19 protein-coding genes and 2 pseudogenes are annotated in these 22382 nt (G+C 38.0%); 9 read left to right on the top strand and 12 right to left on the bottom strand.

Translation table 11 applies throughout. From position 1 onward, the window contains the following. Positions 1-132 precede the first annotated feature (132 nt). From AC012T_RS26750 to AC012T_RS26720, 7 genes and pseudogenes are all read left to right on the top strand, one after another. On the top strand, positions 133-1203 hold the full coding sequence (locus AC012T_RS26750; protein WP_487066906.1) for an Mrp/NBP35 family ATP-binding protein: 1071 nt from the start codon (positions 133-135) through the stop codon (positions 1201-1203). Positions 1204-1276: 73 nt separating this feature from the next. Continuing rightward, a complete protein-coding gene (locus tag AC012T_RS26745) occupies positions 1277-2026 on the top strand; it encodes an SDR family NAD(P)-dependent oxidoreductase (RefSeq protein WP_487066904.1) in 750 nt (249 codons plus the stop codon). Between the two features lie 8 nt (positions 2027-2034). Then, a pseudogene (locus AC012T_RS26740) lies at positions 2035-2346 on the top strand (amino acid ABC transporter substrate-binding protein); the annotation flags it as partial. 152 nt (positions 2347-2498) lie between these two features. Beyond that, positions 2499-3821: an MFS transporter gene (locus tag AC012T_RS26735; RefSeq protein WP_487066902.1), complete on the top strand. Its 1323-nt coding sequence runs from the start codon at positions 2499-2501 to the stop codon at positions 3819-3821. Between the two features lie 51 nt (positions 3822-3872). Next, positions 3873-4517: an HAD family hydrolase gene (locus AC012T_RS26730; protein ID WP_487066900.1), complete on the top strand. Its 645-nt coding sequence runs from the start codon at positions 3873-3875 to the stop codon at positions 4515-4517. Between the two features lie 403 nt (positions 4518-4920). Continuing rightward, a complete protein-coding gene (locus tag AC012T_RS26725) occupies positions 4921-7050 on the top strand; it encodes a PhnD/SsuA/transferrin family substrate-binding protein (RefSeq protein ID WP_487066898.1) in 2130 nt (709 codons plus the stop codon). Between the two features lie 290 nt (positions 7051-7340). Then, a pseudogene (locus AC012T_RS26720) lies at positions 7341-7667 on the top strand (DUF2808 domain-containing protein). A 20-nt stretch (positions 7668-7687) separates the two neighbouring features. Here AC012T_RS26720 and AC012T_RS26715 read toward each other — a convergent pair. The 10 genes from AC012T_RS26715 to AC012T_RS26670 form a co-directional block, all read right to left on the bottom strand. Beyond that, the gene (locus tag AC012T_RS26715; protein ID WP_015213456.1) at positions 7688-7930 is read right to left on the bottom strand and encodes a DUF7219 family protein; all 243 of its coding nucleotides are present in this window, start codon (positions 7928-7930) and stop codon (positions 7688-7690) included. A gap of 8 nt (positions 7931-7938) precedes the next feature. Beyond that, on the bottom strand, positions 7939-8505 hold the full coding sequence (ssuE, locus tag AC012T_RS26710; protein ID WP_487066896.1) for an NADPH-dependent FMN reductase: 567 nt from the start codon (positions 8503-8505) through the stop codon (positions 7939-7941). Positions 8506-8517: 12 nt separating this feature from the next. Beyond that, a complete protein-coding gene (ssuD, locus tag AC012T_RS26705) occupies positions 8518-9732 on the bottom strand; it encodes an FMNH2-dependent alkanesulfonate monooxygenase (protein WP_487066894.1) in 1215 nt (404 codons plus the stop codon). Between the two features lie 170 nt (positions 9733-9902). Continuing rightward, positions 9903-10742 (bottom strand): aliphatic sulfonate ABC transporter permease SsuC, encoded by an 840-nt coding sequence (gene ssuC, locus AC012T_RS26700; RefSeq protein WP_487066892.1) that lies wholly within the window; start codon positions 10740-10742, stop codon positions 9903-9905. A gap of 77 nt (positions 10743-10819) precedes the next feature. Beyond that, positions 10820-11863: a sulfonate ABC transporter substrate-binding protein gene (locus AC012T_RS26695; protein ID WP_487066890.1), complete on the bottom strand. Its 1044-nt coding sequence runs from the start codon at positions 11861-11863 to the stop codon at positions 10820-10822. A 52-nt stretch (positions 11864-11915) separates the two neighbouring features. Beyond that, positions 11916-12401: a class I SAM-dependent methyltransferase gene (locus tag AC012T_RS26690; protein WP_487066888.1), complete on the bottom strand. Its 486-nt coding sequence runs from the start codon at positions 12399-12401 to the stop codon at positions 11916-11918. A gap of 206 nt (positions 12402-12607) precedes the next feature. Continuing rightward, entirely contained in the window at positions 12608-13471 is an 864-nt protein-coding gene (locus AC012T_RS26685) for a TauD/TfdA dioxygenase family protein (RefSeq protein ID WP_487066886.1), read from the bottom strand. A 37-nt stretch (positions 13472-13508) separates the two neighbouring features. Further along, positions 13509-14621, bottom strand: coding sequence for an aliphatic sulfonate ABC transporter substrate-binding protein (locus tag AC012T_RS26680; RefSeq protein WP_487066884.1), 1113 nt, complete (start codon positions 14619-14621; stop codon positions 13509-13511). Between the two features lie 169 nt (positions 14622-14790). After that, positions 14791-14964: a hypothetical protein gene (locus AC012T_RS26675; protein ID WP_487066882.1), complete on the bottom strand. Its 174-nt coding sequence runs from the start codon at positions 14962-14964 to the stop codon at positions 14791-14793. Between the two features lie 234 nt (positions 14965-15198). Next, positions 15199-16008 carry an ATP-binding cassette domain-containing protein gene (locus AC012T_RS26670; RefSeq protein ID WP_487066880.1) on the bottom strand — a complete coding sequence of 270 codons (810 nt, stop codon included), beginning with the start codon at positions 16006-16008 and terminating at the stop codon, positions 15199-15201. Positions 16009-16880: 872 nt separating this feature from the next. Here AC012T_RS26670 and AC012T_RS26665 point away from each other — a divergent pair. Further along, entirely contained in the window at positions 16881-18140 is a 1260-nt protein-coding gene (locus AC012T_RS26665) for an ISAs1 family transposase (protein WP_487059489.1), read from the top strand. 58 nt (positions 18141-18198) lie between these two features. Here the strand turns inward: AC012T_RS26665 and AC012T_RS26660 are convergent, their stop codons facing one another. Next, a complete protein-coding gene (locus tag AC012T_RS26660) occupies positions 18199-19020 on the bottom strand; it encodes an NADPH-dependent oxidoreductase (protein WP_487066878.1) in 822 nt (273 codons plus the stop codon). Between the two features lie 121 nt (positions 19021-19141). Next, complete coding sequence (locus AC012T_RS26655) at positions 19142-20857, bottom strand: iron uptake porin (protein ID WP_487066876.1); 1716 nt, start codon at positions 20855-20857, stop codon at positions 19142-19144. Positions 20858-21313: 456 nt separating this feature from the next. Here AC012T_RS26655 and AC012T_RS26650 point away from each other — a divergent pair, with 456 nt between their 5' ends. Further along, positions 21314-22354: an NADP(H)-dependent aldo-keto reductase gene (locus AC012T_RS26650; RefSeq protein ID WP_487066874.1), complete on the top strand. Its 1041-nt coding sequence runs from the start codon at positions 21314-21316 to the stop codon at positions 22352-22354. Positions 22355-22382 lie beyond the last annotated feature (28 nt).

The following is a 22382-nucleotide window of genomic DNA, read 5'->3' as shown; positions in this document are numbered from 1 at the left end:
CAATCGAGTTACCGTATTTACTCTTAAAATATCACATAGAGGAAATTGAAATGCAAGCTTTTCTTTAAAAAAAGTAATTATCCTGTTAGTTAACCACTTGTTTTGTGATTTTATATACCTAATCATCCTAAAATGCTGAAAAAATTAGATTTGAATAATAGTTCTGTGCAAGCGGAAGTACAAACAGATCCTTTTAATCTCCGACAAAAAGAAGTTATCCAACTCCTGAAACAAGTAATTGAACCCACCCTCAAAAACGATATCGTTAGTTTAGGAATGGTACGAAATCTGCGGATAGTTGATAACTATGTTTATCTGCGTTTGTATATAGGTTCTCATCAGCAGCACTTAGAAGCAGAGATTAAATCAGTATTATCATCATTGGTTTGGTGTAAAAAAACTTATATACAAATTTGTACCATTCCAGGGGTAAAAACGACATTAGCCATATCTAGCGGTAAAGGAGGTGTGGGTAAATCCACAACCGCAGTTAATCTAGCAGCAGCCTTGAGGTTAACAGGAGCAAAAGTTGGGTTATTAGATGCTGATGTCTATGGACCAAATGTTCCCCAGATGTTGGGACTAGGAAAATCGGAAGTTGCAGTGATTGATACTGCTAATGGTCAGAAATTTTTACCCTTAGAAGCTTATGGTATCAAAGTCATATCTGTAGGATTGTTGGCAGAACCGGATCATCCTCTAGCATGGCGTGGTCCTGTATTACACAAAATCATTACTCAATTTATCCATGCAGTTGAGTGGGGAGAACTGGACTATCTGTTAATAGATTTGCCTCCTGGTACTGGTGATGCTCAAATCACGATTGTGCAAGAAAGCCCGATTTGCGGGGTGATATTGGTAACAACACCTCAACAAGTGGCTGTTGCTGATGTGCGTCGCAGTATTTATATGTTTCGCCAAGTGGGTGTTCCTGTTCTCGGTATTATCGAGAATATGAGCTATTTTATCGGCGTAAATGGGGAAGAAATTCCGATTTTTGGCAGTGGTGGCGGTGAAACGTTGTCAAATGAACTCCAAACACCGCTTTTAGGCAAAATTCCCCTCAATCCTCGGATTTGTAATGGTGGTGATACTGGGCAACCGCTTACCCTTGTTGATTCTAGTTTAGCTACAAGTCAGGTATTTATACACATTGCTACGGCATTGGAGGCTACTTTTCTTGCTTTTTCTAGTGATTTGTGAGATGCTTGATCTTAAATTTACGGTAATTTGATAAAGTTATCGTACTTTAAATATATTAATCAATGGGTTCACTATGGTAGGTAAATTAGAAGGGAAAGTGGCTATTATTACCGGGGCTTCTTCGGGAATTGGTAAAGCTACAGCTATTTCATTAGCAGCAGAGGGAGCAAAAGTGGTAATTGCAGCTAGGAGAGTAGAGCGTTTAGAGGCCGTAGCAAAACATATTACTGATAATGACGGACAGGCATTAGCCGTTATTGCAGATATAACTGATGCAAATCAAGCGAACAACTTGGTACAAAAAGCCAATGCAGAATTTGGACGAGTAGATATTTTAGTTAACAACGCAGGTATAGCACTAATAGGCAAAATCGAAGGTGCAAATATCTCGGACTGGCAAAGGATGATTGACATCAATATTTTAGGACTGCTTTATACTACTCACGCTGTCTTACCCATCCTCAAAGCTCAACAATCAGGGCATATCGTCAATATTTCCTCCGTAGCTGGTCGGACAGCACGGGCAGGTATGGGTATATATAATGTCACAAAATGGGGTGTAAATGCCTTCTCAGAATCATTACGCCAAGAAGTATCTAAAGAAAATATCCGCGTCACCATCATTGAACCTGGTATAGTCAACACAGAAATTAACGATTATATTACTGATTCGGCCGCGAAAAAGAACTTTGAAGAACGGCGCAAGGCAATTACACCATTGGAAAGTGAAGACATAGCAGCAGCAATAGTTTATGCCGTTACTCAGCCCCAGCGTGTGAATGTCAATGAAATCTTAATTCGTCCAACCTTGCAAGAACAGTAATAAACTCTATGCGTAAATCTGCTTTCATTCTAGCCATTGCTCCCGTTATATTAACCCTCACTGCTTGTAGTAGTGACTCAGAAAAAACCGCAACCACAGCCAGCAATCCCGAAGCACAAGTTAGCGATCGCTCGAATGTCATTAAAAGCCGTGGCAAACTTATCTGTGGTGTGAGTGGAGAATTGCCAGGATTTAGCTTTGTGGGGACTGATGGTAAATATAGCGGTATTGATGTAGATATTTGTCGAGCGATCGCATTAGCTGTATTTGATAATCCTGAAGCTGTAGGATATCGCAATCTGGGAGCTAAGACAAAGTTTAATTTAGCTCGTGGTCAAAATCAACTTTGGTCAAAAGGTGGTTTGCTTTATTCTCCCCCTTTCAGATAAAGAATAGTAGGGGAAGCAGGAAAAAACAAATGACCAATGTTTTCTCCAATTCTACTCACATTTATAGATAAATATCAACATTAATGTTAAAAAAGAATAGAAGCCCATTAAAAGAAATCACGGAGAAATCATCTTTTTTTGAAATTCCATCAGCACTTAAATCACTCAATTTATCTTGTTTTCTGATTGGGGAAAGCTTATCCTTTTTTGGCTCTTGGATGACACAAATTGCCTTGGTATGGATGGTTTATCAATTAACGAATTCACCCATGTTAGTTGGTATAGCTGGGTTTACAAATCAAGCTATGGGTTTGATTATCACACCAGTAGTAGGAGTATTACTAGATAGATGGAATTTAAGATATATTTTATTAACTACTCAGATAATTTCTATTTTTCTATCTTTGGCACTGACTTTTATAACTGTTAGTAATCAAATTAACTTTACATCTATTATTATCATCGGTATTCTTCAGGGCATAGTAAAAGCTTTTGATTTACCAGCACGTCAAGTAACTATCCCTAAATTAGTAGAAAATAGAAGTGATACTTATAGCGCAATGGCTGTGCATTCATTTTTAATTAATACAGCTAAATTTGTCAGCCCAATGATTGGGGGATTGATAATTGCTAGAAATGGAGCAGCTTTATGTTTTCTAATAGATGCTATTAGCTATTTACCTTTTATATTCGCTATTTTGACTATGCAGATAAAATCAAATCTCCATAATTTATCTATCTCCAAATCTACAAAAATGTGGTATAACCTCAAAGAAGGATTTAATTTTGCATACAACTTTCTACCTATCAAATCTATTTTAATATTGCAAATTACAGTTTGCTTTATGGCAATGACCTATGTCAACCTCCTACCGATATTTGCCAAAGAAGTCCTCAAAGGCAATGCCGAAACTATGGGGTTTCTCATGACTTCTACAGCTTTTGGTTCTTTATTTTCTGGTATTTATCTAATCCAGAGGAAGAAAGTAATAGGACTAGAAAAAATTATGGCAAGTTCTACTCTAGTGCTGGGAATATCATTAATATTATTTTCCCGCTCAACACAGCTAGAAATTTCTTTGGTATTAATATTTATTGTGGGATTAACTAACACCCTGACTCTAGCTTCAATTAGCAATTTTCTACAATTAATTCTGGTGGAAGAAGATAAAAGAGGAAGAGTAACTAGTATATTTATGACTACTTTTTTGGGAATATTACCTTTTGGAAATTTATTTTTTGGAGGATTAGCTAGTCAAATTGGTGTTGCTAATGCCTTATTATTCGGTGGTATTTTTTGTATGATTGGAACCTATTTTTTTGCTATAAAACTACCCAATATTAGAGAAGTCATAAACCCCATATATACTGAAATGGGTTTAATTCCTCAATCAGATCAAGATTAATCAAGGCTGTAATCTGCTATATCTATCCAATGGTAAATTTGAGGTAACAATATGGGCAAAACTGGGTTCAAACTTGTAATCTTTGATTGCGATGGAGTGTTAGTTGATAGCGAACCAATTATAAATCGCATTTTCGCGGAAATGCTTACTGAAGTTGGTTTTCCTATCACCCATGCAGAAGTAACTCAAAAATTTATAGGAAAGTCTTTCAAAACCTGTTTAGAGATTATTGAGCAATCCTACGAGAAACCATTGCCCCAAAATTTTATTGAACTTTGTAAGAAACGAGAATTCGCTGCATTGCAGCAGGAATTACAGGCAGTTTCAGGCATTACCGAACTATTGGAGCAAATTACATTACCAAAATGTGTGGCATCAAATAACAGCCACCGCCATATTCAACTGGCCTTGAAATTAACGGGACTTCTACATCAATTTGAAGGAAAAATATATAGTTGTTATGATGTTCCGCGTCCTAAACCTTTTCCTGATGTGTATCTCTATGCAGCGGAGCAAATGAACACAAATCCAGAACATTGTGTTGTTATTGAAGATTCTGTACCAGGTGTGCAAGCAGGATGTGCGGCAGGCATGACTGTTTTTGGTTATGCCCAACATAGCTATCGCACTGCTCTTACTGCTGCTGGAGCGAAGATAGTTTTTAATGATATGCGGCAACTTTCGCAACTGCTGTAGCTATTGGGCATACCTCAGTTATTTTACTTATTTTTAATTTTCTGTTAAAGTAGCAACAAACTACGTTAAACCTATCAACTTGCCGGAGTTAGATTGACACTGATAACGAGTGGGTAATCTTTCACTTTGCGGGTAAGAGGTGCAAAACTCCGTTCCATCTTACAGAGGAATCAATCCATGAGTGCAATGTTTTTGGCTGCCGATGATTGGGTACATATTTGTCAAAAATCACTATGATTGGCTGGGATTGTGAAAACGAATATTTATTGTGAAAAATCAAATATTTACTAAAATCTCCTTTGAGCATAACTTATAACCCTAGTAATTCTATTTATCAGCGTGGCAGTAAAAATTACGCCCGGAGGCTCAATTCTATCTTTATACAACTAAGTAATACCAAGCCATGAAACTCCTGATTAAAATTGGTGTTTTAGCACATCGAGATATCCAGAACACGCTACAAACTTGGCAAAAAACAGCAGATTATCTTACTTCAGAACTTCCTGAATATCACTTTATTATTGTTCCTCTAAATTTCACTCAAATTGAGGCTGCTATTGAACATAATACAGTGGAGTTTGTGATTACCAGTCCGGGAATATATGTGGAATTTGAAGCCCTTTATGGAGTAAATCGGCTGGCAACTTTAAAGCAACTGCGGATGGGAAAAGCTTACACCATGTTTGGTGGGGTAATTTTTTGTAAGGCTGATTGTGACAATATTCAGAGTCTGACGGATTTGCGGGGTAAAAACTTTGTTGCTGTTGCGGAAAACTCTTTTGGAGGTTGGCGGTCAGCATGGCGAGAAATTGTAGAAGCGGGGATCAATCCTTACCGGGATTTTCAAAGTCTGCATTTCACCAATAGTCATGATGCAGTAATATATGCGATTGGGCAAGGTAAGGCAGATGCAGGAACTATTTCTACAAACGTATTAGAACAGATGGCTTTAGAAGGAAAAGTTGACTTGAAAAATTTCAAAATCATTAATCAGCAGTCACAGTATGGAGAAAAATTTCCCTTTGCTTTGAGTACCCGGTTATATCCCGAATGGCCTTTTGCTGTCACCCAACAAACTTCGAGTAAATTAGCAGAAAGAGTTGCGATCGCATTACTAAAATTACCAAAAGACCATCCCGCAGCGATCGTAGCAAAATCGGAAGGTTGGACAATTCCCCTCAATTATCAATCAATCCATGACTGCTTTCAGGTTTTGCAGGTTCATCCTTATAAAGATTTCGGTAAAATTAGTTCCAGCTTTGAACTTGCAGTCAAGGGATCAAATGATGGTTTGTGGGACTGGAATCTAGAAACAAATGAGGTCTTCTTCTCTACCCGCTGGAAAGAAATGTTAGGATATGCGGAAATGGAGATCCCCAATCACTTTGAGGAATGGAAACAGCGTTTACACCCTGATGATAGCGATCGCGTTTTGACAACTTTTCGGCAATACTTTGAAGGACAAATTCCCACTTACGAACAGGAATATCGCTTGCAACATCGCAACGGTAAATATCTCTGGGTACTTTGCCGAGGAATACTGGTGCGAGATATTGAAAATAAACCATACCGCATAGCAGGTTCTCACACTGATATCACCCGACGCAAACAAGCCGAGGAAGAATTACGACAGTCTGAATTACAGCTAAAAACTCAAACTCAGTATTTGCGACAAGCACTGAAAGAATTGCAACAAACACAAATGCAATTGATTCACAGTGAAAAAATGTCAAGTTTAGGGCAATTGGTAGCAGGAATTGCTCATGAAATTAATAATCCAGTAAATTTTATTTATGGTAATCTCAACTGTTTAGAGGAGTACGTTCAAGGCTTATTGAATACAGTTTATATATACCAGCAATCCTATCCCCAGCCGATAGATTCAGTTCAGATGGCAATGGAAAAATTTGAACTTGATTTTGTTAGTAATGACCTGCCACAATTACTCAATTCTATGCGGTTTGGCAGCGAACGAATTAGAGATATTGTGCATTCTTTAAGAAATTTCTCACGTTTAGATGAAGCAGAAATTAAATCAGTCGATATCCATGAAGGTATTGAAAATACATTATTAATTTTGCAGCATCGGCTGAAGTTAAAGTCCCACAAATCGACGATTACTCTTCATAAAGAATATGGTAATTTACCAGTAGTAGATTGTTCGCCAGGACAACTAAACCAGGTATTTATAAATATTTTGAGTAATGCTATAGATGCTTTAGAAGAGACTATCACTCATCAGCCAAGTAATTTTATTCCTACCATTACTATTCGGACTAATGTGATAGATAATCATTGGGTTTTAATCTACATTGCAGATAATGGATTAGGCATGGGAGAAGAAACGAAGCTACGAGTATTTGATCCCTTCTTTACAACCAAGCCAGTTGGGCAAGGAACAGGATTAGGATTATCAATTAGCTATCAAATAATAGTAGAACGCCATAGTGGCAAACTTGATTTATTCTCAGAACCTGGGAAGGGAACAGAATTTCAGATTCAGCTTCCCCTTTGTCGAGACTTGGTCACTTAACGTGAGTTCGACATAAGATAATTTGTGGAAAACTCGCCACAAGTAGGAGTCTCAAACCCTTATTCTCTCGCCCTTAAAAATCATAACTCCGTTCGCGTAGCGTCTCCATTCGGCGAAGCCGTGCCGTAGGCATAGGAGAAACTCCTAACACCGAACTCACGTTAACTTAAAAATGAACAGCTTTATAACTCTGTGTAAAACCCTATTTATGGGTACAGGAATCTGTTTGCTATCTCGTTAAAACAACCTATAATCGAACTAGTGCTTGGGGAGCAACCTATTATTTCACAATCCAATTACCCGCTTGGACTGCTAATGTACCACTGATACAAGTAGCACTCACACAAATAGAAGGATTGGAAACTATTGACTTCGATGAAAAAAATAGTGTTGCTTTTGTAGAAACAAATGGACAAAAATAAAAGCTAGGTGTCACCCTAGCCAAAAGTGAAAATCAACCGCAAACTCTTATTGTCACCTTTGATAAACCAGTTGTAGCTGGTAAAACAATCACTGTCGGTTTAACACCTTTTCATAATCGCACTTATGAAGGCATTTATCAATTCCGAGTGCAGATTGTCCCCTCTGGTAAAATGACAAATAATTTAGTAAGTTAAAACTTGGTTAATATTTTCCTTCAAACTAATATTTTTTTCTTGGTCGTTTTTAGCTGTTTCCAGAGGACTTGAATTTGTTTATACGCCTCTTCTGAAGAAAGTTTACCACCAGTTTGTAGATTGCAAATATAGTTCACTCGTTGAGAAAAATCTTGGAGTTGAGCATTAAATGCTAGGTATTCCGAGTTAATTTGCCCATAATATGGACTACGAGGATAAAGAAAATCAGATAGTTCCGATAACAAATCAGAGTATTGATTCATAGATACCTTTAATTACTATAAGTTAGTTGTTTGACATCTAACTGGGCATTATTTACAGTCTGTACAAATTCTTTTAAAACTTCTTGTAGGCGTTCTTCCAGTTCTTGATCTAATTGAAGATTGCCATCAGCTTGAATTTGAATTTGCTTATCCACTGCATAAACTGTACTTAAAATATGCCTTGCCCCTAATTCACCTAAAACAGGTTTCAAGGCATATTCTATTGATAATAAATGAGCAATAGTACCTCCAGTAGCTAAGGGAAGTAAAACTTTACCATTCAAAGCTTTCTGGGGTAATAAATCTAAAAAAGATTTGAGTAAGCCAGTGTATGCAGCTTTGTAAATTGGCGTAGCGATAATTACCCCACTTGCTTTTTCTAGGAGTGCTTTTGGTTTTTCTAAAGCTGGACTATTGTAACGTCCATAAACTAAATCTTCAGCAGGTAAATCCCGCACAGAAATGATATCTGTTTCTAACCCTTGCTGGGAAATAAATTGAGTTGCATATTCTAAAAGTCCGTAGGTTCTGGAAGGATGAGAAGGACTACCAGCAATCGCTAAAATATAAGTCATGTTACAAAACCTCTAATTTGAATTATTTTTTCTATCTGTGTCTCTGGGCGATTTTGACCAAAGACTTAATTCTATAGTAGCAACTGCTTTTTCCCTGGGTTGCTGTTTAGGAAATTCCCGATTAGCAACAATTTCCCCAAAAGGACTTAATAATTGCGGTTCTACTGTTGGTAAATTATCTAAAGGTAAACGAGGGAAAAGCAATTCTGCGACCCGATAAGCTTCCTCTAAATGGGGATAACCAGAGAAGATAAAAGTATCAATTCCTAAATCTGCGTACTCTTGCATTCTTCTAGAAATGGTATCTGGATCACCTACCAACGCAGTTCCAGCACCACCGCGAACTAAACCAATTCCTGCCCATAAATTTGGGCTGATTTCCAAAGCTTCACGATTACCGTTATGTAATTCCTTCATCCGCCGTTGTCCGACTGAATCCATCCGGGCATAAGCTTGTTGGGATTTAGCGATCGCATCTTCATCTACATAACGAATCAAATCATTGGCTGCATCCCAAGCTTGACTCTCAGTTTCTCTAACAATCACGTGAAGACGAATCCCAAAACGTAATGTTCTCCCTTCTGCTGCGGCTAATCGTCTTAAATAAGTAATCTTTTCCGCTACCTGTGCAGGTGGTTCACCCCAAGTCAGGTATACATCAACGTGTTTAGCAGCAATTTCTTGGGCAATAGGAGACGAACCACCAAACCACAAAGGTGGATAAGGTTTCTGCACGGGGGGAAAAAGTATTTTACCTTCTTTGATGTTGAGATAATCACCTTCAAAGTTAGCAACCTCACCCGCAGCTATTTCCCGCCAAACTGATAAAAACTCATCTGTCAGTTTATAGCGATCGTCATGACTAAGGTGCAAACCATCTCCCGCCAATTCTACGGGATCACCACCAGTTACCACATTAATTAATAACCGCCCGCCAGAAATCCGATCAAAAGTCGCCGCCATTCTTGCCGCTATCCCCGGTGACATCAACCCTGGACGTATCGCCACCAAAAACCGCATTTTTTTAGTATGAGTTACCAAAGTTGATGCTAACACCCAGGCATCTTCACAAGAACGACCTGTAGGTAATAAAGCACCCGTAAATCCTAATTGATCAACGGCTTGGGCAATCTGTCGCCAATAATCAAAGTTGACCGACCTGCCACCTATAGCAGTTCCTAGATAGCGTCCATCGCCATGAGTGGGAATAAACCAAAGTACTTCCATGATTCTTATTTATACTGGTTGTAAAACTTTTAAATCTCAAACTACGATAAATCTATCGGCAAACCGTATTACATGGATGATGCCTCATATCATTACATATATGGGTTAAGAAAAGCAATACCTTTACCAAATAAATACTGGAAACCTATCGGATATGTGTAGATTTAGTATTAACCCTTCAAATAACTGGGGTTCCACTGCAACCAGTAATTCTCTAGACTTTTAGCCACAACATCAGCCAGCTTACCGAACAGGGCATATAACACAATACTTAGGACTACTACATCAGTTTGCATGAATTCTCTTGCATTCATTGCCATATAGCCAATACCTGAATCAGCAGCAATGGTTTCTGCAACGATGAGTGTCAACCACATAATCCCTAAAGAAAAACGTACACCCACCAAAATCGAAGACATAGCCCCTGGAAGAATAATTCGCCAGAACAACCCCCAAGTACTTAAGCCGTAAATTTTACCCATTTCTATCAAACCATGATCGACACTACGAATACCGTGAAAAGTATTTAAATAAATGGGAAACATTACACCTAAAGATACAAGAAATAATCGCGCCTCATCCCCAATACCAAACCACAAAATCACCAGCGGAATTAATGCTAAGTTAGGAATGTTACGAAGCATTTGCATGGATGTATCTAATAACTTTTCAGCAATGGGAGAAATACCATTAAGTAAACCTAAACTAAAGCCTATACTCCCTCCAAGTAAAAAACCAGATATTGCCCGTAAAGAACTAATACCAATATTCCTAAAAAGTTCACCTGTTTGAGCCAATTTAATAGCAGCAGTGACAACTGCTAAAGGCGCTGGTAATATTCTTGTGGGAATAACACCAATGGCCGACAAAAGTTGCCAGACTATAATGATTGTTATTGGTACAATCCAGGGTATGAATGATTGAAAATAGCGATTTTGGAAAAACTTAAAATGGAACTTACTTTTTTTCATTGAATATTTAGACGAAAAATCAGTAGAATAAATTTTCATGACCATTTTTCATTGATTAAGATTACAGTTATGGGCGGTATTTAGCCGCCGTCAAAATGTGAAAAAATCAACACAAATTATTTCTGACTAATTCTTTGGGGTGTAATAGCTGCATATTGTTGAGAACTGAGAACAGATTCTCTGATGGCAATCTGTTTAGGAATAACTTTTTCTTTATAAAACAAATCAGCAATACGTTGTTGTTCAGCAATCAGAGATGAATTAATAGGTCGTAATCGGAATGTACGTCTACGAACTACCACTCCTAATAGTGACGGATCAAGTTTTAATTCAGGAGCAAGAATTTTTACAACTTCATTAGGATTAGATTCTGCCCATTCTCCTAACTTATCAACTTCTTCTAAAACTATTCGCACAACTTCCGGGTTTTCAACAGCAAAATTACGTCTAGCCATATAAAAACCACCCTGAGTAGCAATTCCTGAAGCATTTCTCAAAACACGAGCATTAGCATTTTTCTGGACGAAGGCAATAGAAGGGTCCCAAGCTACCCAAGCATCAATTTTTTTTTGAATAAAGGCATCACGGGCTTCAGCAGGAGTTAAACTCACGGCTTGAATATCACTAAATTTTAAACCTACTTCACCTAATGCTCGGAGTAGTAAATAATGTGAAGCAGATCCTTTTTGAAAAACAACTTTTTTACCTTTAAGATCCTTAACTGTTTTAATAGGAGAATTTGCCTGGACAACAATAGCACTACCTTCACCTTTACTGGGTTTACGGCCAGCAATATAAACTAATTTTGCACCAGCAGCTTGTGCAAAAATTGGTGGTGTTTCTCCTACAGAACCAATATCAATTCTATTTGCATTCATCGCTTCCATGAGTTGTGGCCCAGCAGGAAATGGAGACCATTCTACCTTGACACCTAAAGGTTTAAGACGCTTATCTACTACTCCTTTGATCTTCACAATATCGCCAGAAGTTTGATAAGCAAGTCGTACTACTTTGGTTTTAATACCTGTTTTATTAGTTGTATTTTGGGCTTCGACAATATTATTAGAAATCGGTACACCCAGAGAAACTAAAGCTAATGCTGATACTGAGTATTGAACGATTTTTTGTAAAACTGTGCGTCGTGGTAAATTGAAGTTCATGATTATGCTTCCTCACTAAATTTGAAATTGTTTGATTTTTGAATGATTAATCTCATTTCCAAGCAGCAATAACTGTAATCGGCAGTTCTTCTATAAACTGTCCTGATGGTTCAACTGCAAGCAGAGATTCTTTTAAATCAGCTTCAAAGTTAGCGCGATTTTCACCTATAAATGAAGGGAGGCAAAAAGCTCTGCCAATGGTGACAAAACGGAATTTACCTACAGCAGGAGAGAGATTTTCGGCTCTATCATGTACCCAACTGATATTTTCTGTACCAACTTCTGCTGCTTGTTCTTGAGCAACTTGGAGCATTTCTGCATCTGGATCAAGACCAATAACTTCCTCAAAACTATGGCGTAAGGGAATGGTAATTAAACCAGTACCACACCCCAGGTCTAGTAGTCTTCCTTTACCATTAAGATGAAATTTATCTATCAATAAATCAAATAACGCAAGTGGATACTTAGGTCTATATTGACCATAATACAACGCAGCACCTTCAAATAAGGTTGGATCGTATGCAGGAATTGTTGTCATTTTAGCAAGTCAATTTATTTTGGATTTACGTTAGCGAAGCGTACACAGCGCAGCGAGTATTTTGGATTAATTCCGCCCTGAAGAGGTGGGGCTTGTACCGAAAATTCCTAATCTAAAATCTAAAATTCAAAATCTGAAATTTTCGGTCACACAATTTTGGATTTTGAATTGGTTATTGAGTAAGTCCTATAGCTAAAACACAGAACCTAAAATGGGCGACTACCTGCTAAACTAATCCGTTTCATCACCCGACGTTGATTAGGATTAAAAGCTTGACGGTAATGCAAAGTAGATTGATTATCCCAGTAGACAATATCACCAACAGACCATTTATGTTGATAATAAAACTGAGGTTGGTAAAGATGTTCTCTCAATTGTTCAATTAATTCTTTACCTTCTTGAGGTTCTAAACCAACAACTTCAACTTCTGTGGCGTAATCTAAATATAAAATCTTTTTGCCACTTTCAGGATGTGTTCTGACTAATGGGTGGGGGAATATAGGACTAATTAGAGGAATATTTTTATCCTCACGATATTTTCTGCGGGGTTCTCCTGGTTTATTTAAAAATGGGTTATAAGTAATCAACCGCAAATCTGCAATTTTTTTCTTTGTGGAATCATCCAAAGTTTCATAAGCTAAATTCAGATTTAACCAAGAGGTATCTCCACCTTCAGATGGAACTTCTAAAGCATAGAGTAGAGAACCATTGGAAGGATAGGGTGTCCATTTGTGATCAGAATGAAAAGCTAATTCACCTGTACCAGTGTAGCCACCATCAACATTAGAAACAGGAATAATTACTGGTGTGACTCCTGGCTGAGAAGCTAGAACTGGAACATCATCTGGTGGTACAAATAATGAGCCAAAGTTAAACACGAAGTTTAAAAATTGCTCATTATTGAGAGTTTGATTTTTGAAGATGAGAATATGATAATCACGTAATGCTTGTTTAATCTGTAAAATTGCTTCAGGTGCAAGAGATTTTTCAGCATCCAATCCAGTGACAACTGCTCCCAATGGTGCATTAATGGGAGTAATTTGAAAGTTAGTTAAAGTGAGTGTTGGCATAATTAAAAATTAATTTCAAGTTCAACAAAAATAATGGCTATTTTTGAGCAAGCACTTCTTTGGGCGTAATTTCTGCATATTGTTCAGGAGTTAAAAAACCATCTCTGACATTTACCTTTTTGGGTATTAATCCTAAACTTAACCATTTATCGGCAACTTCTTGTTGTTTATTGATTACTTCTTCATTAATGGGTACTAAAGCAAAATCGTATTTACTATGCATTTTTTCTAATGTTGGTACATCAAGCTGCGTTGCCGAAGTGAGCAATTGAGCAATTTCTTTAGGATTATTCTTTGCCCAGACTTGAGCTTTTTGTAATTCCTCCAGAAATATTTTAATTACTTCAGGGTTTTCTTGATAGAATTTACGGTTTGTACTATAAAAATTGTTAGTGTCTCGCAATCCACCACTACCATCTATAAGAACACGACCAACTTTATTTTGTACATTTCTAGTCACAAATGGCTCCCAGATAAACCAAGCATCTACTTTCTTTTGACTGAATGCTACATTTGCATCGGGAGGTGCTAGAAACACTGACTCTATATCACCCAGTTTCATCCCTGCTTTTTCTACTGCTCTCACTGTCAGGTAATGACCTATTGATGCTTTTTGAAAAGCAATTTTTTTACCTTTTAAATCTTGGAAGTTTTTAACTGGGGAATTAACAGGAACTAAAAGTGAAATTGCTTGACCATCTGAAGAGTTGGCGGCTAAGTATACAAGAGGTGATCCAGCAGCCTGAGAAAAAACGGGGGGTGATTCTGCGGTAGAAGCAATATCAAGTCCACCTGCATTTAAAGCTTCTAGCTGTTGGGGTCCGGCAGCAAATTCAGGCCATTTGACTTTGTAACCTAGCGATTCTAATCGTTTTGTAAGAGTACCTTTTTGTTCTAAAACTGCTAGGGCTGTCAGTTGTTTTGAGCGGACAATTCGGACTACTTTTTTAGTATTACTATCACTAGCAGCAGTTGTAGTAGTTGTGTTATCTGTAGAAGAATTTGCTTGTTTTTGAGTGTTATTTGGTGAGTTACTGCAACTAAATAGCAGAATAGATAAGACTAAGCTGTGTCCAAGAAAAAATAGTGTGTTACGACGGTTTATACGTCGGACTTTCCATGATTCAAACTTATTTTGCCAATCTTCCATAAATTTATTTACCTCTTTTTAACTTGGCTTCAATTCAAAATTTAATTAATTCTCAAGCACCATAAAATAGATGTTTAGTGTGAAACTTGCGTAAGTTTTACTACAAAAGAGTAGGAATTAGTAACAACGGCAGTAATATCTGGCACATCCCAATAACCAAAATCAGAACCTAAAAAAGCTTTAACGCGATCGCCAAAAGGATGAGATTTTCTATTAAAAATATGGGCAATTTTGGGAATACAGCGATCGCACGCCGCACATGACCAGGAATTTGAATCGCTTTTAATCCGAGTATCTTGACTGCATATTCCCACTCCTCAATTGCTTCTTGGGGACTGTGCATGAGAATCACTGCAATCAGACATCAGGTAAATGCTGTTAAAAGCGGTCTACGATTTCAGTTCCAGCGACCAATTCCAAATAATCTAAGAACGCGGGGGGAAATTCCTGGGTATGAACATCGGTATCTATCACAGGATACCTGGATTTCTCGCGTATCTGTGCAAATTTGCTTTTGTGTGGACATTCTATGGCAATAGCCATAATACTGTCTCCAGGTAGTTTCTAATTTCAGCATTTATGCAGACATTGAACTCAGCAAATAAGGAGATTCGGCTATCAATTCTTTTTGTGGGGATTTTTGTTTACCCATTACTCTGTCTAAGATTCTCTCCACAGTTTTTGCAAACTTTGCATCTCCTCTAGCCCGTGGACGTGGCAGGTCAATTTTCAGATTCATACTAATTTGACCATTTTCAAGCAAAATTACTCGGTCTGCTAGTACAACCGCTTCTTCAACATCATGGGTAATTAACAGTGCTGTAAATCCTTGTTCTTGCCACAAACGTTCTAATAATTGCTGCATTTCAATTCTGGTTAGGGCATCCAACGCCCCCAAGGGTTCATCTAGTAGTAATAAAGAAGGTTTAGTTGCCAATGCCCTAGCTAAAGCTACCCGTTGCTGTTGTCCACCGGAAAGGACGGAAGGCCATTCGAGGACGCGGTCTTCTAACCCCACTGCACGCAGCATGTGTACAGCGGTTTGCTTGGCATAAACTTTGGAGTTAGAACCTAATAAACCTAACTCTACATTTGTTAACACTCGTTGCCAAGGTAAAAGTCGTGCATCTTGAAACATCATGCGGATAGTTGGATTAATGCGCTGCTCATTATATTTACCATTTAACAAAATATCCCCGTCGCTAGGAGCATCTAACCCAGCAACTAAACGCAACATTGTACTTTTACCACAGCCACTTCGTCCCACAATGGCCACAAATTCTCCTGGCTGAATCTCCAAATTAATTCCTTCTAAAACAGTTTTGTTTCCAAAAGATTTTTTCAGCCCTTTTAGATTTAATTGCATTCCTTGTACTTCATTAGTCATATTCAAAACCTCTCATTTTATATTTTTTATTGGCCAGCCTCAGCAAATCTATCAACGAAATAGAGGCTGCGATCGCATAACATTCTTTCCAACCGAAATTTCGATACTGTTTATCTGCTTCAATGTTTCTCAAACAAAAGCTTCAGTACATAAGTATGTGACATTTAGGACTAAAGCTGCGTGTCACACTAAAAATCTGTTGTAGGATGTGGTTCGGCAAGCTCATCAACCACGTCAGATTGCATAAATCTTGCAAATAAACAGATTATCGACATCTGACGCACAATACCAATGTGCCAGTTGCGTAAGTCCTGACATTGATACCAATACGCCTTTTGTTTAACTCTGTCCTAGATATAATCTACAGTAAATCGGTAGGAATATCGTATCTTTATATTAGTCTGGCATAATTAGATAAAAAATGCAAGTATTTTTTAGAATAAATGTACAAAAAATCCCCATAGACAAGTGGGGATTTACAACATTCAAAATTTCGACAATTAACTAATTAATTGCTCACATCAATTCAGAGGGAACAGGGACGGGGCAACTTTTAACCGAAAAAAATTCATGTTTTTCAATATGACATTGAAATAATGACACTATTTTTTGTAGCCTGAGCTTTCAACTCAGAACTAAAGTTTCTTATTTGTTCCCTATTCTCTTTTTTGTAAAATCATCTCTCTTTAATAGTTACAGAATATTGTAGCTAAATAAAGCAGGGTAAGCTCATCTAATTTGGTATAGTATGAACTTGACAAAATGACTAAGATAAGCATAAGCAAAGGGATAAAAAATACACTTGACAGCAGAGCAAAAGACATGGGATGAAAGCAATGCAATCGCTCTGAAAACACCGGGAAAGAAACTTTATGTCGGCAGGATTTGAAACTAAATCAAGTGATTCCAAGAAGAGAAATTGCCGTCAGTCAAAGCCAGTACAGGTGGCATCCATAGAAGCAATTCAAAAGAGTTTAGTCGAGAATTTTGGAGACATCAAAGACCCAAGAGTAGAGCGAACAAAGAAACATCAACTTACAGATATCCTGGTGATTGCAATTCTGGCAGTGATAGGAGGAGCGCAAGGATGGGAAGACATAGAGAACTACGGCATCAGCAAGCAGGAGTGGTTGGAAGAGTTTTTAGAACTACCAAATGGCATCCCCTCAGATGACACATTCCGAAGGGTATTTGAGTTCATTAACCCTGAAGAATTAAATCGTTGTTTCAGCAGATGGATAGAAAGCCTAGTCACAAACATGGGAGGAGAGATAATTCCCATAGATGGGAAGACCATTAGGGGTTCTTACAACCGAAATCAAGGGAAATCAGCACTGCACGTTGTTAGTGCCTGGGCAAGTGAACAGAATTTGGTCTTGGCACAGATGAAAGTGGAAGATAAATCCAATGAGATTACAGCAATTCCGGCATTATTAGAATTATTGGATATGACAGGAGCTATTATCACTATTGATGCAATGGGGACTCAAACTGAGATTGCCAAAAAGATTATTGATAAAAAAGCAGATTATGTTTTAGCACTCAAGGCAAATCATCCAACTCTCTATAATCAGGTAAAACAATGGTTTGAAACATCATCTACACAGGATTTTCAAGGCATTGATGTCAGTTACGATCACCGCATTGAGAAAGGACATCACCGCACGGAAATCCGTCAAGTTTGGTCTGTTCCTATTTCGGCTGTTGGTGAACTTTACCAACCCAAAATCTGGGCTGGACTTCAAACTGTAGTCATGGTTGTTCGGGAGCGTCGTCTTTGGAATAAAACTACTCGTGAAGTTCAATTTTATCTCTCTTCTTTACCCAGTGATGCTCAACTTTTAGGTCGGGCTATCCGTAAACACTGGGGGATTGAAAACCAAGCTCATTGGACTCTTGATTGCACTTTTGCTGAGGATTCCTGCCGTATTCGCTCTTTCCATAGTCCCCGTAATTTTGCTCTTTTACGGCGCATTGCTCTCAATGCTCTCAATCGCGAACAAACTTACAAACGTAGTCTCCGCCAAAAAATGAAACGCACTGGTATGGACAACAATTACATGATTCAAGTTCTCAGTTGTTGTTTTCTTGACTCTACATTAGATTCCTCACATCCCTTATGTCAAGCCTAATTGAGATGCTCTTACCCTGCTAAATAAAGCTGACAGCAAAGCCTGAATTCTACTGTATTTAACGTAGTTCAAAACCCAGATTATTCAAAGCCTCCTGTAACCTGTCCCGACCTGATAAAGACTCAGCAAATGCTACTCTTTTGCTAGAATGTTCCGACCAATCACCAGGAATATTCATTTTCTGCGAAACATAAAAATCTCTCATAATTTGATTGTAAAGAGAAATTCCTTCATTTTGTTTTGCAAGTTGATAAGTTTCCCTATGTAGCACTACCGACTGAGGCAAACGTGGTTTAACAGCTACATTCACAATTGGATCGGCATAACCAACACATAACCCAAACACTGCAACTACGTGAGAAGGCAAATTTAGTAATTGTGCAACTTCTTCTGGTTTGTTTCGTAATGCACCTATATAAACTGTTCCTAAACCAAGAGATTCTGCCGCTACTACTGCATTTTGGGCTGCTAAAGCCGCATCTATAGCCGCCATCAAAAACATTTCTAAATAATCTAAACCCTCATGGGGTATTCCAGCATTTTCGGCAGTATATGTCAGTCTTGCCAAATCTGCTAACCACACTAAAAATAGAGGACTTTGGCGAATATGAACTTGATTATTAGCCAGCTTTGATAACTCTTCTTTACGATTTTCATCTTCTACTGCTACTACACTCCAAGTTTGGAGATTAGAGGAACTAGAAGCAGATTGAGCAGCAGCAATTAAAACTTCTAAAGTTCCTAGGGGTAAAGCATCAGGTAAATAGGCACGAATTGAACGATGGGATAACAGAGTTTCTAATGTGTCACTCCAAGGAATATTTGGATTAAATTTGTCGTTACCATACCGATCATTGAGTAATTCAGTTGGGTTGGTCATAATTCGTAATTCTTGCTGTAAATGATTAACAGGATTAAAGAACTTTGAAGGAGAAATTCTGTAAATCTTTAAATCCTGTAAATTTTGATATGGCTTGCGCCACGCTACGCTATCAGAAGCATTAAAACCTGAAGGTAGTACGCAGCCAACCTACTAAACTAGCAGGGTTGCTGGCATCTGAATCTGGTGCTGTTACCCAAATAAATCCAGGAGTAACTTCAATATTGTCAGTGAGTTTATATTGATACCATCCCTCAATGTGCAGTGAAGTATCTTTATCCGCTTGACCCTTACCCGCTCCCAAATCTACATTTGAACTCAAACGAGTCAGTGTAGGTGCCCGACCCACAAAAATAGCCCCTAAGCTACCTTTCTTTCCTAAATCGGGAAATGTTAGTCCTGTTCCCCAGTTCCAGACTTGACCATCTCCATGTCCCAAATAACGATGGGCTGAATAGCCCACAAAACCATTGACTGCTAACCTTGGATTAACTTTATATAATGCCCCAATGCCATAAAGGTTTCCCACAGTTCCTGCTTCAGCTACGGTACTGTTTGCCAAGTTACTACCAGCAGCAGGTCCAAAATTAGTTCCACTTTGACCAGTTGCACCTGGTGGACTGTAAGTATTAGCGTAACTTAAACCAAGGCGAAAATTTTTCTTGGGGCTAAAGTATGTTACTTGTCCGAAAGCCACATATCTGCCTGTAAATAAGCCATTATTAGGTAGAGGATTATCACCATTAGGCGCACTGTATGATACTCCTAATTGCCACTGGTCACTCAGGTTATGGAGTATGGCAATTCCCGGACCTGTATCTCCATAATTATAGACCATATTTCGCCGGGAAAATCGTGATATTCCATTAGAAGCAGAACCTTCAAATGGGTTAGTAGGACCACTTAAACCGATTTCATTGGATCCATCTGACTGAGCAAAAATGTTAAATTGTGTCTTTTTCCCAATTGGAAACCGATAACGGACACCACCAAGAATAATCTGATTGGGTTCAAAACGAGGGCTGCGATTATCGGCAGTTCTTCCGTCAAAGGTTCCAAAAATTCCTCTTCTAGTAGTCCCTAAAGACTCAATATTTCCGCCTGAGAGTGTTAACCGTAGTTGATCTTCACCAGTAAAACTGGTGTTTAATACTAAACGAGCCTGGTCTTGAAATGTAATGGTACGAGGTGCGGGTTGTTTGGTGATCACGTTATTGCCCGCTAAAACCCCTCCAAGTACGAACTGAACCTGACCACTCAGTGTGGTTGTTGTCGAGAACTGATTGGCTTCTACTTCTGCTGTACGTGCTTCTAAACTATCTAATCTCCCACGTAATTGAGCAAGTTCGGTGTTAAATTCTTCTGTTAGACGCTGTATGGTTTCCAAATCTGTTTTTACAGCCAGATCAGATGTAGATGATGCAATGAGTTTGTTAACTTGATCTAAACAAGCATTTAATCCTGCTGCAAATTCATAGCGACTTAAGGCACGATTACCTTTAAATGTGCCATTTGGATAACCAACTATACAACCATAGCGTTCTACTAAAGATTGCAAAGCTTGAAAAGCCCAGTCAGTCGGTTGTACATCTGAAAGTTGGGATACGGATGTAAGTTGTGATTCATCAATTGAAGAGGAAGGTTCTTTTTGAGCAATTATTTGAGTAACGTTGTCAGATTTAGGAATATTGATGCTGACAGGTGATAAAGCCTCTTTACCTGCTGTTTGATTTTTTCCTCCTAGTTCACTGGCAAGAGTTTTTGTACTAGCTGCTAAAACTAACAGGAATACAGACATTGGCAAAGTAAGCAATAAATTCCAAGCAGTTTTTTTCATTTTGATAACCTTACACACACACAAAATTTAATTCAGCACCAAATCACAAAGGGTTTCGCACTTAAATAAGGAAAAGAAGAGAATTGCTCAGATAGAACTTTCCTGTCATTTAGGTCTATCTAAGTTAGTTTTGTATTTGTAATGACATAAAAGCCTATAGTAGTGAGACAATTACCTCATGTTGCAAAAATATACGGTAACTTGATTGAGTTACTGTAGTTAATGATTGATAAGTAGCAATATTTCATAAACAACCTAAAATTGGAGTATTAGCGGATACATTTTTTGTAGTTCTAAATTAATTGCTACAAAGGGTTGTTTGTCTCAGTTTTGTATGATAATATACGTTTTTAGTCATTAACTCCGGTAAATCGGTAGATTTAGTGTGGTTACATAGAATGGTCATATTTTTAGTTTTTGTAGCAAAAAGTAATTAAGGAGAATTATCCAAATCTTATGAAATACAACCAACTGGGAGAAAGCAACCTCAAGGTTTCAGAAATTTGCTTGGGAACTATGACCTATGGGCATCAAAATACGATTGAGGATGCACATCAACAACTCGACTATGCGATTACCCAAGGAATAAATTTCCTAGATGCTGCGGAGATGTACCCTGTACCTCCTCGTGGTGAAACCCAAGGAAAAACAGAGGCTTATATTGGTGAATGGTTGAAGAAACAGCAACGAGATCAACTGATAGTTGCGACTAAAATTGCAGGTCCTGGTCGTCCTTTTTCCTGGTTGAGGGGCGGAAATAATAAAGTTGACCGTGATAATATTACACAGGCAGTAGATGATAGTTTGCAGAGATTACAAACTGATTACATAGATTTGTATCAAATTCATTGGCCTGATCGTTATGTCCCTACATTTGGACAGACAAGTTATAATCCAGAATTAGAAAGGGAAACGGTGCCTATTGCGGAACAGTTACAGGCGTTTGCTGATGTGATTAAAGCTGGGAAGATTCGCTATTTGGGTTTAAGCAATGAAACGCCTTGGGGGGTAAGTGAGTTTGTTCGCATTGCTAATGATTTGGGATTACCTAAAGTTTTAACAACTCAAAATGCTTACAATTTACTCAATCGTAATTTTGAATCAGGTTTAGCTGAAGTTTCTCGTTATACAGATGTGGGTTTATTGGCTTATAGTCCTCTTGGGTTTGGATTTTTGACTGGTAAGTATATCGAAAATCAACAATTAGAAAATACGAGAATATCTCTATTTCCAGGTTTTGGACAACGTTATTTGAAACCCAATGTGCAGGAAGCTGTAGTTGCTTATGTGGAAGTGGGTAAAAAGTATAATATTACACCTGCTCAATTAGCGATCGCTTTTGTCAAAAGTCGCTGGTTTGTTAAAAGCACAATTATTGGTGCTACAACTTTGACACAATTGCAAGAAAATATAGCTAGTGTAAATGTAGTGCTAGAAAAAGAGATTTTCGCAGAATTAGATGCAATTCATACCCGTTACCCTAATCCAGCACCTTAATCTTTTTTTGTAGAAAATACAAAACGAA

The sequence above is a fragment of the Anabaena sp. EIM26 genome, from assembly GCF_057568715.1.
Note: the sequence above shows the minus strand (reverse complement) of the source record. Positions and strands in the feature narration are given on the sequence as shown.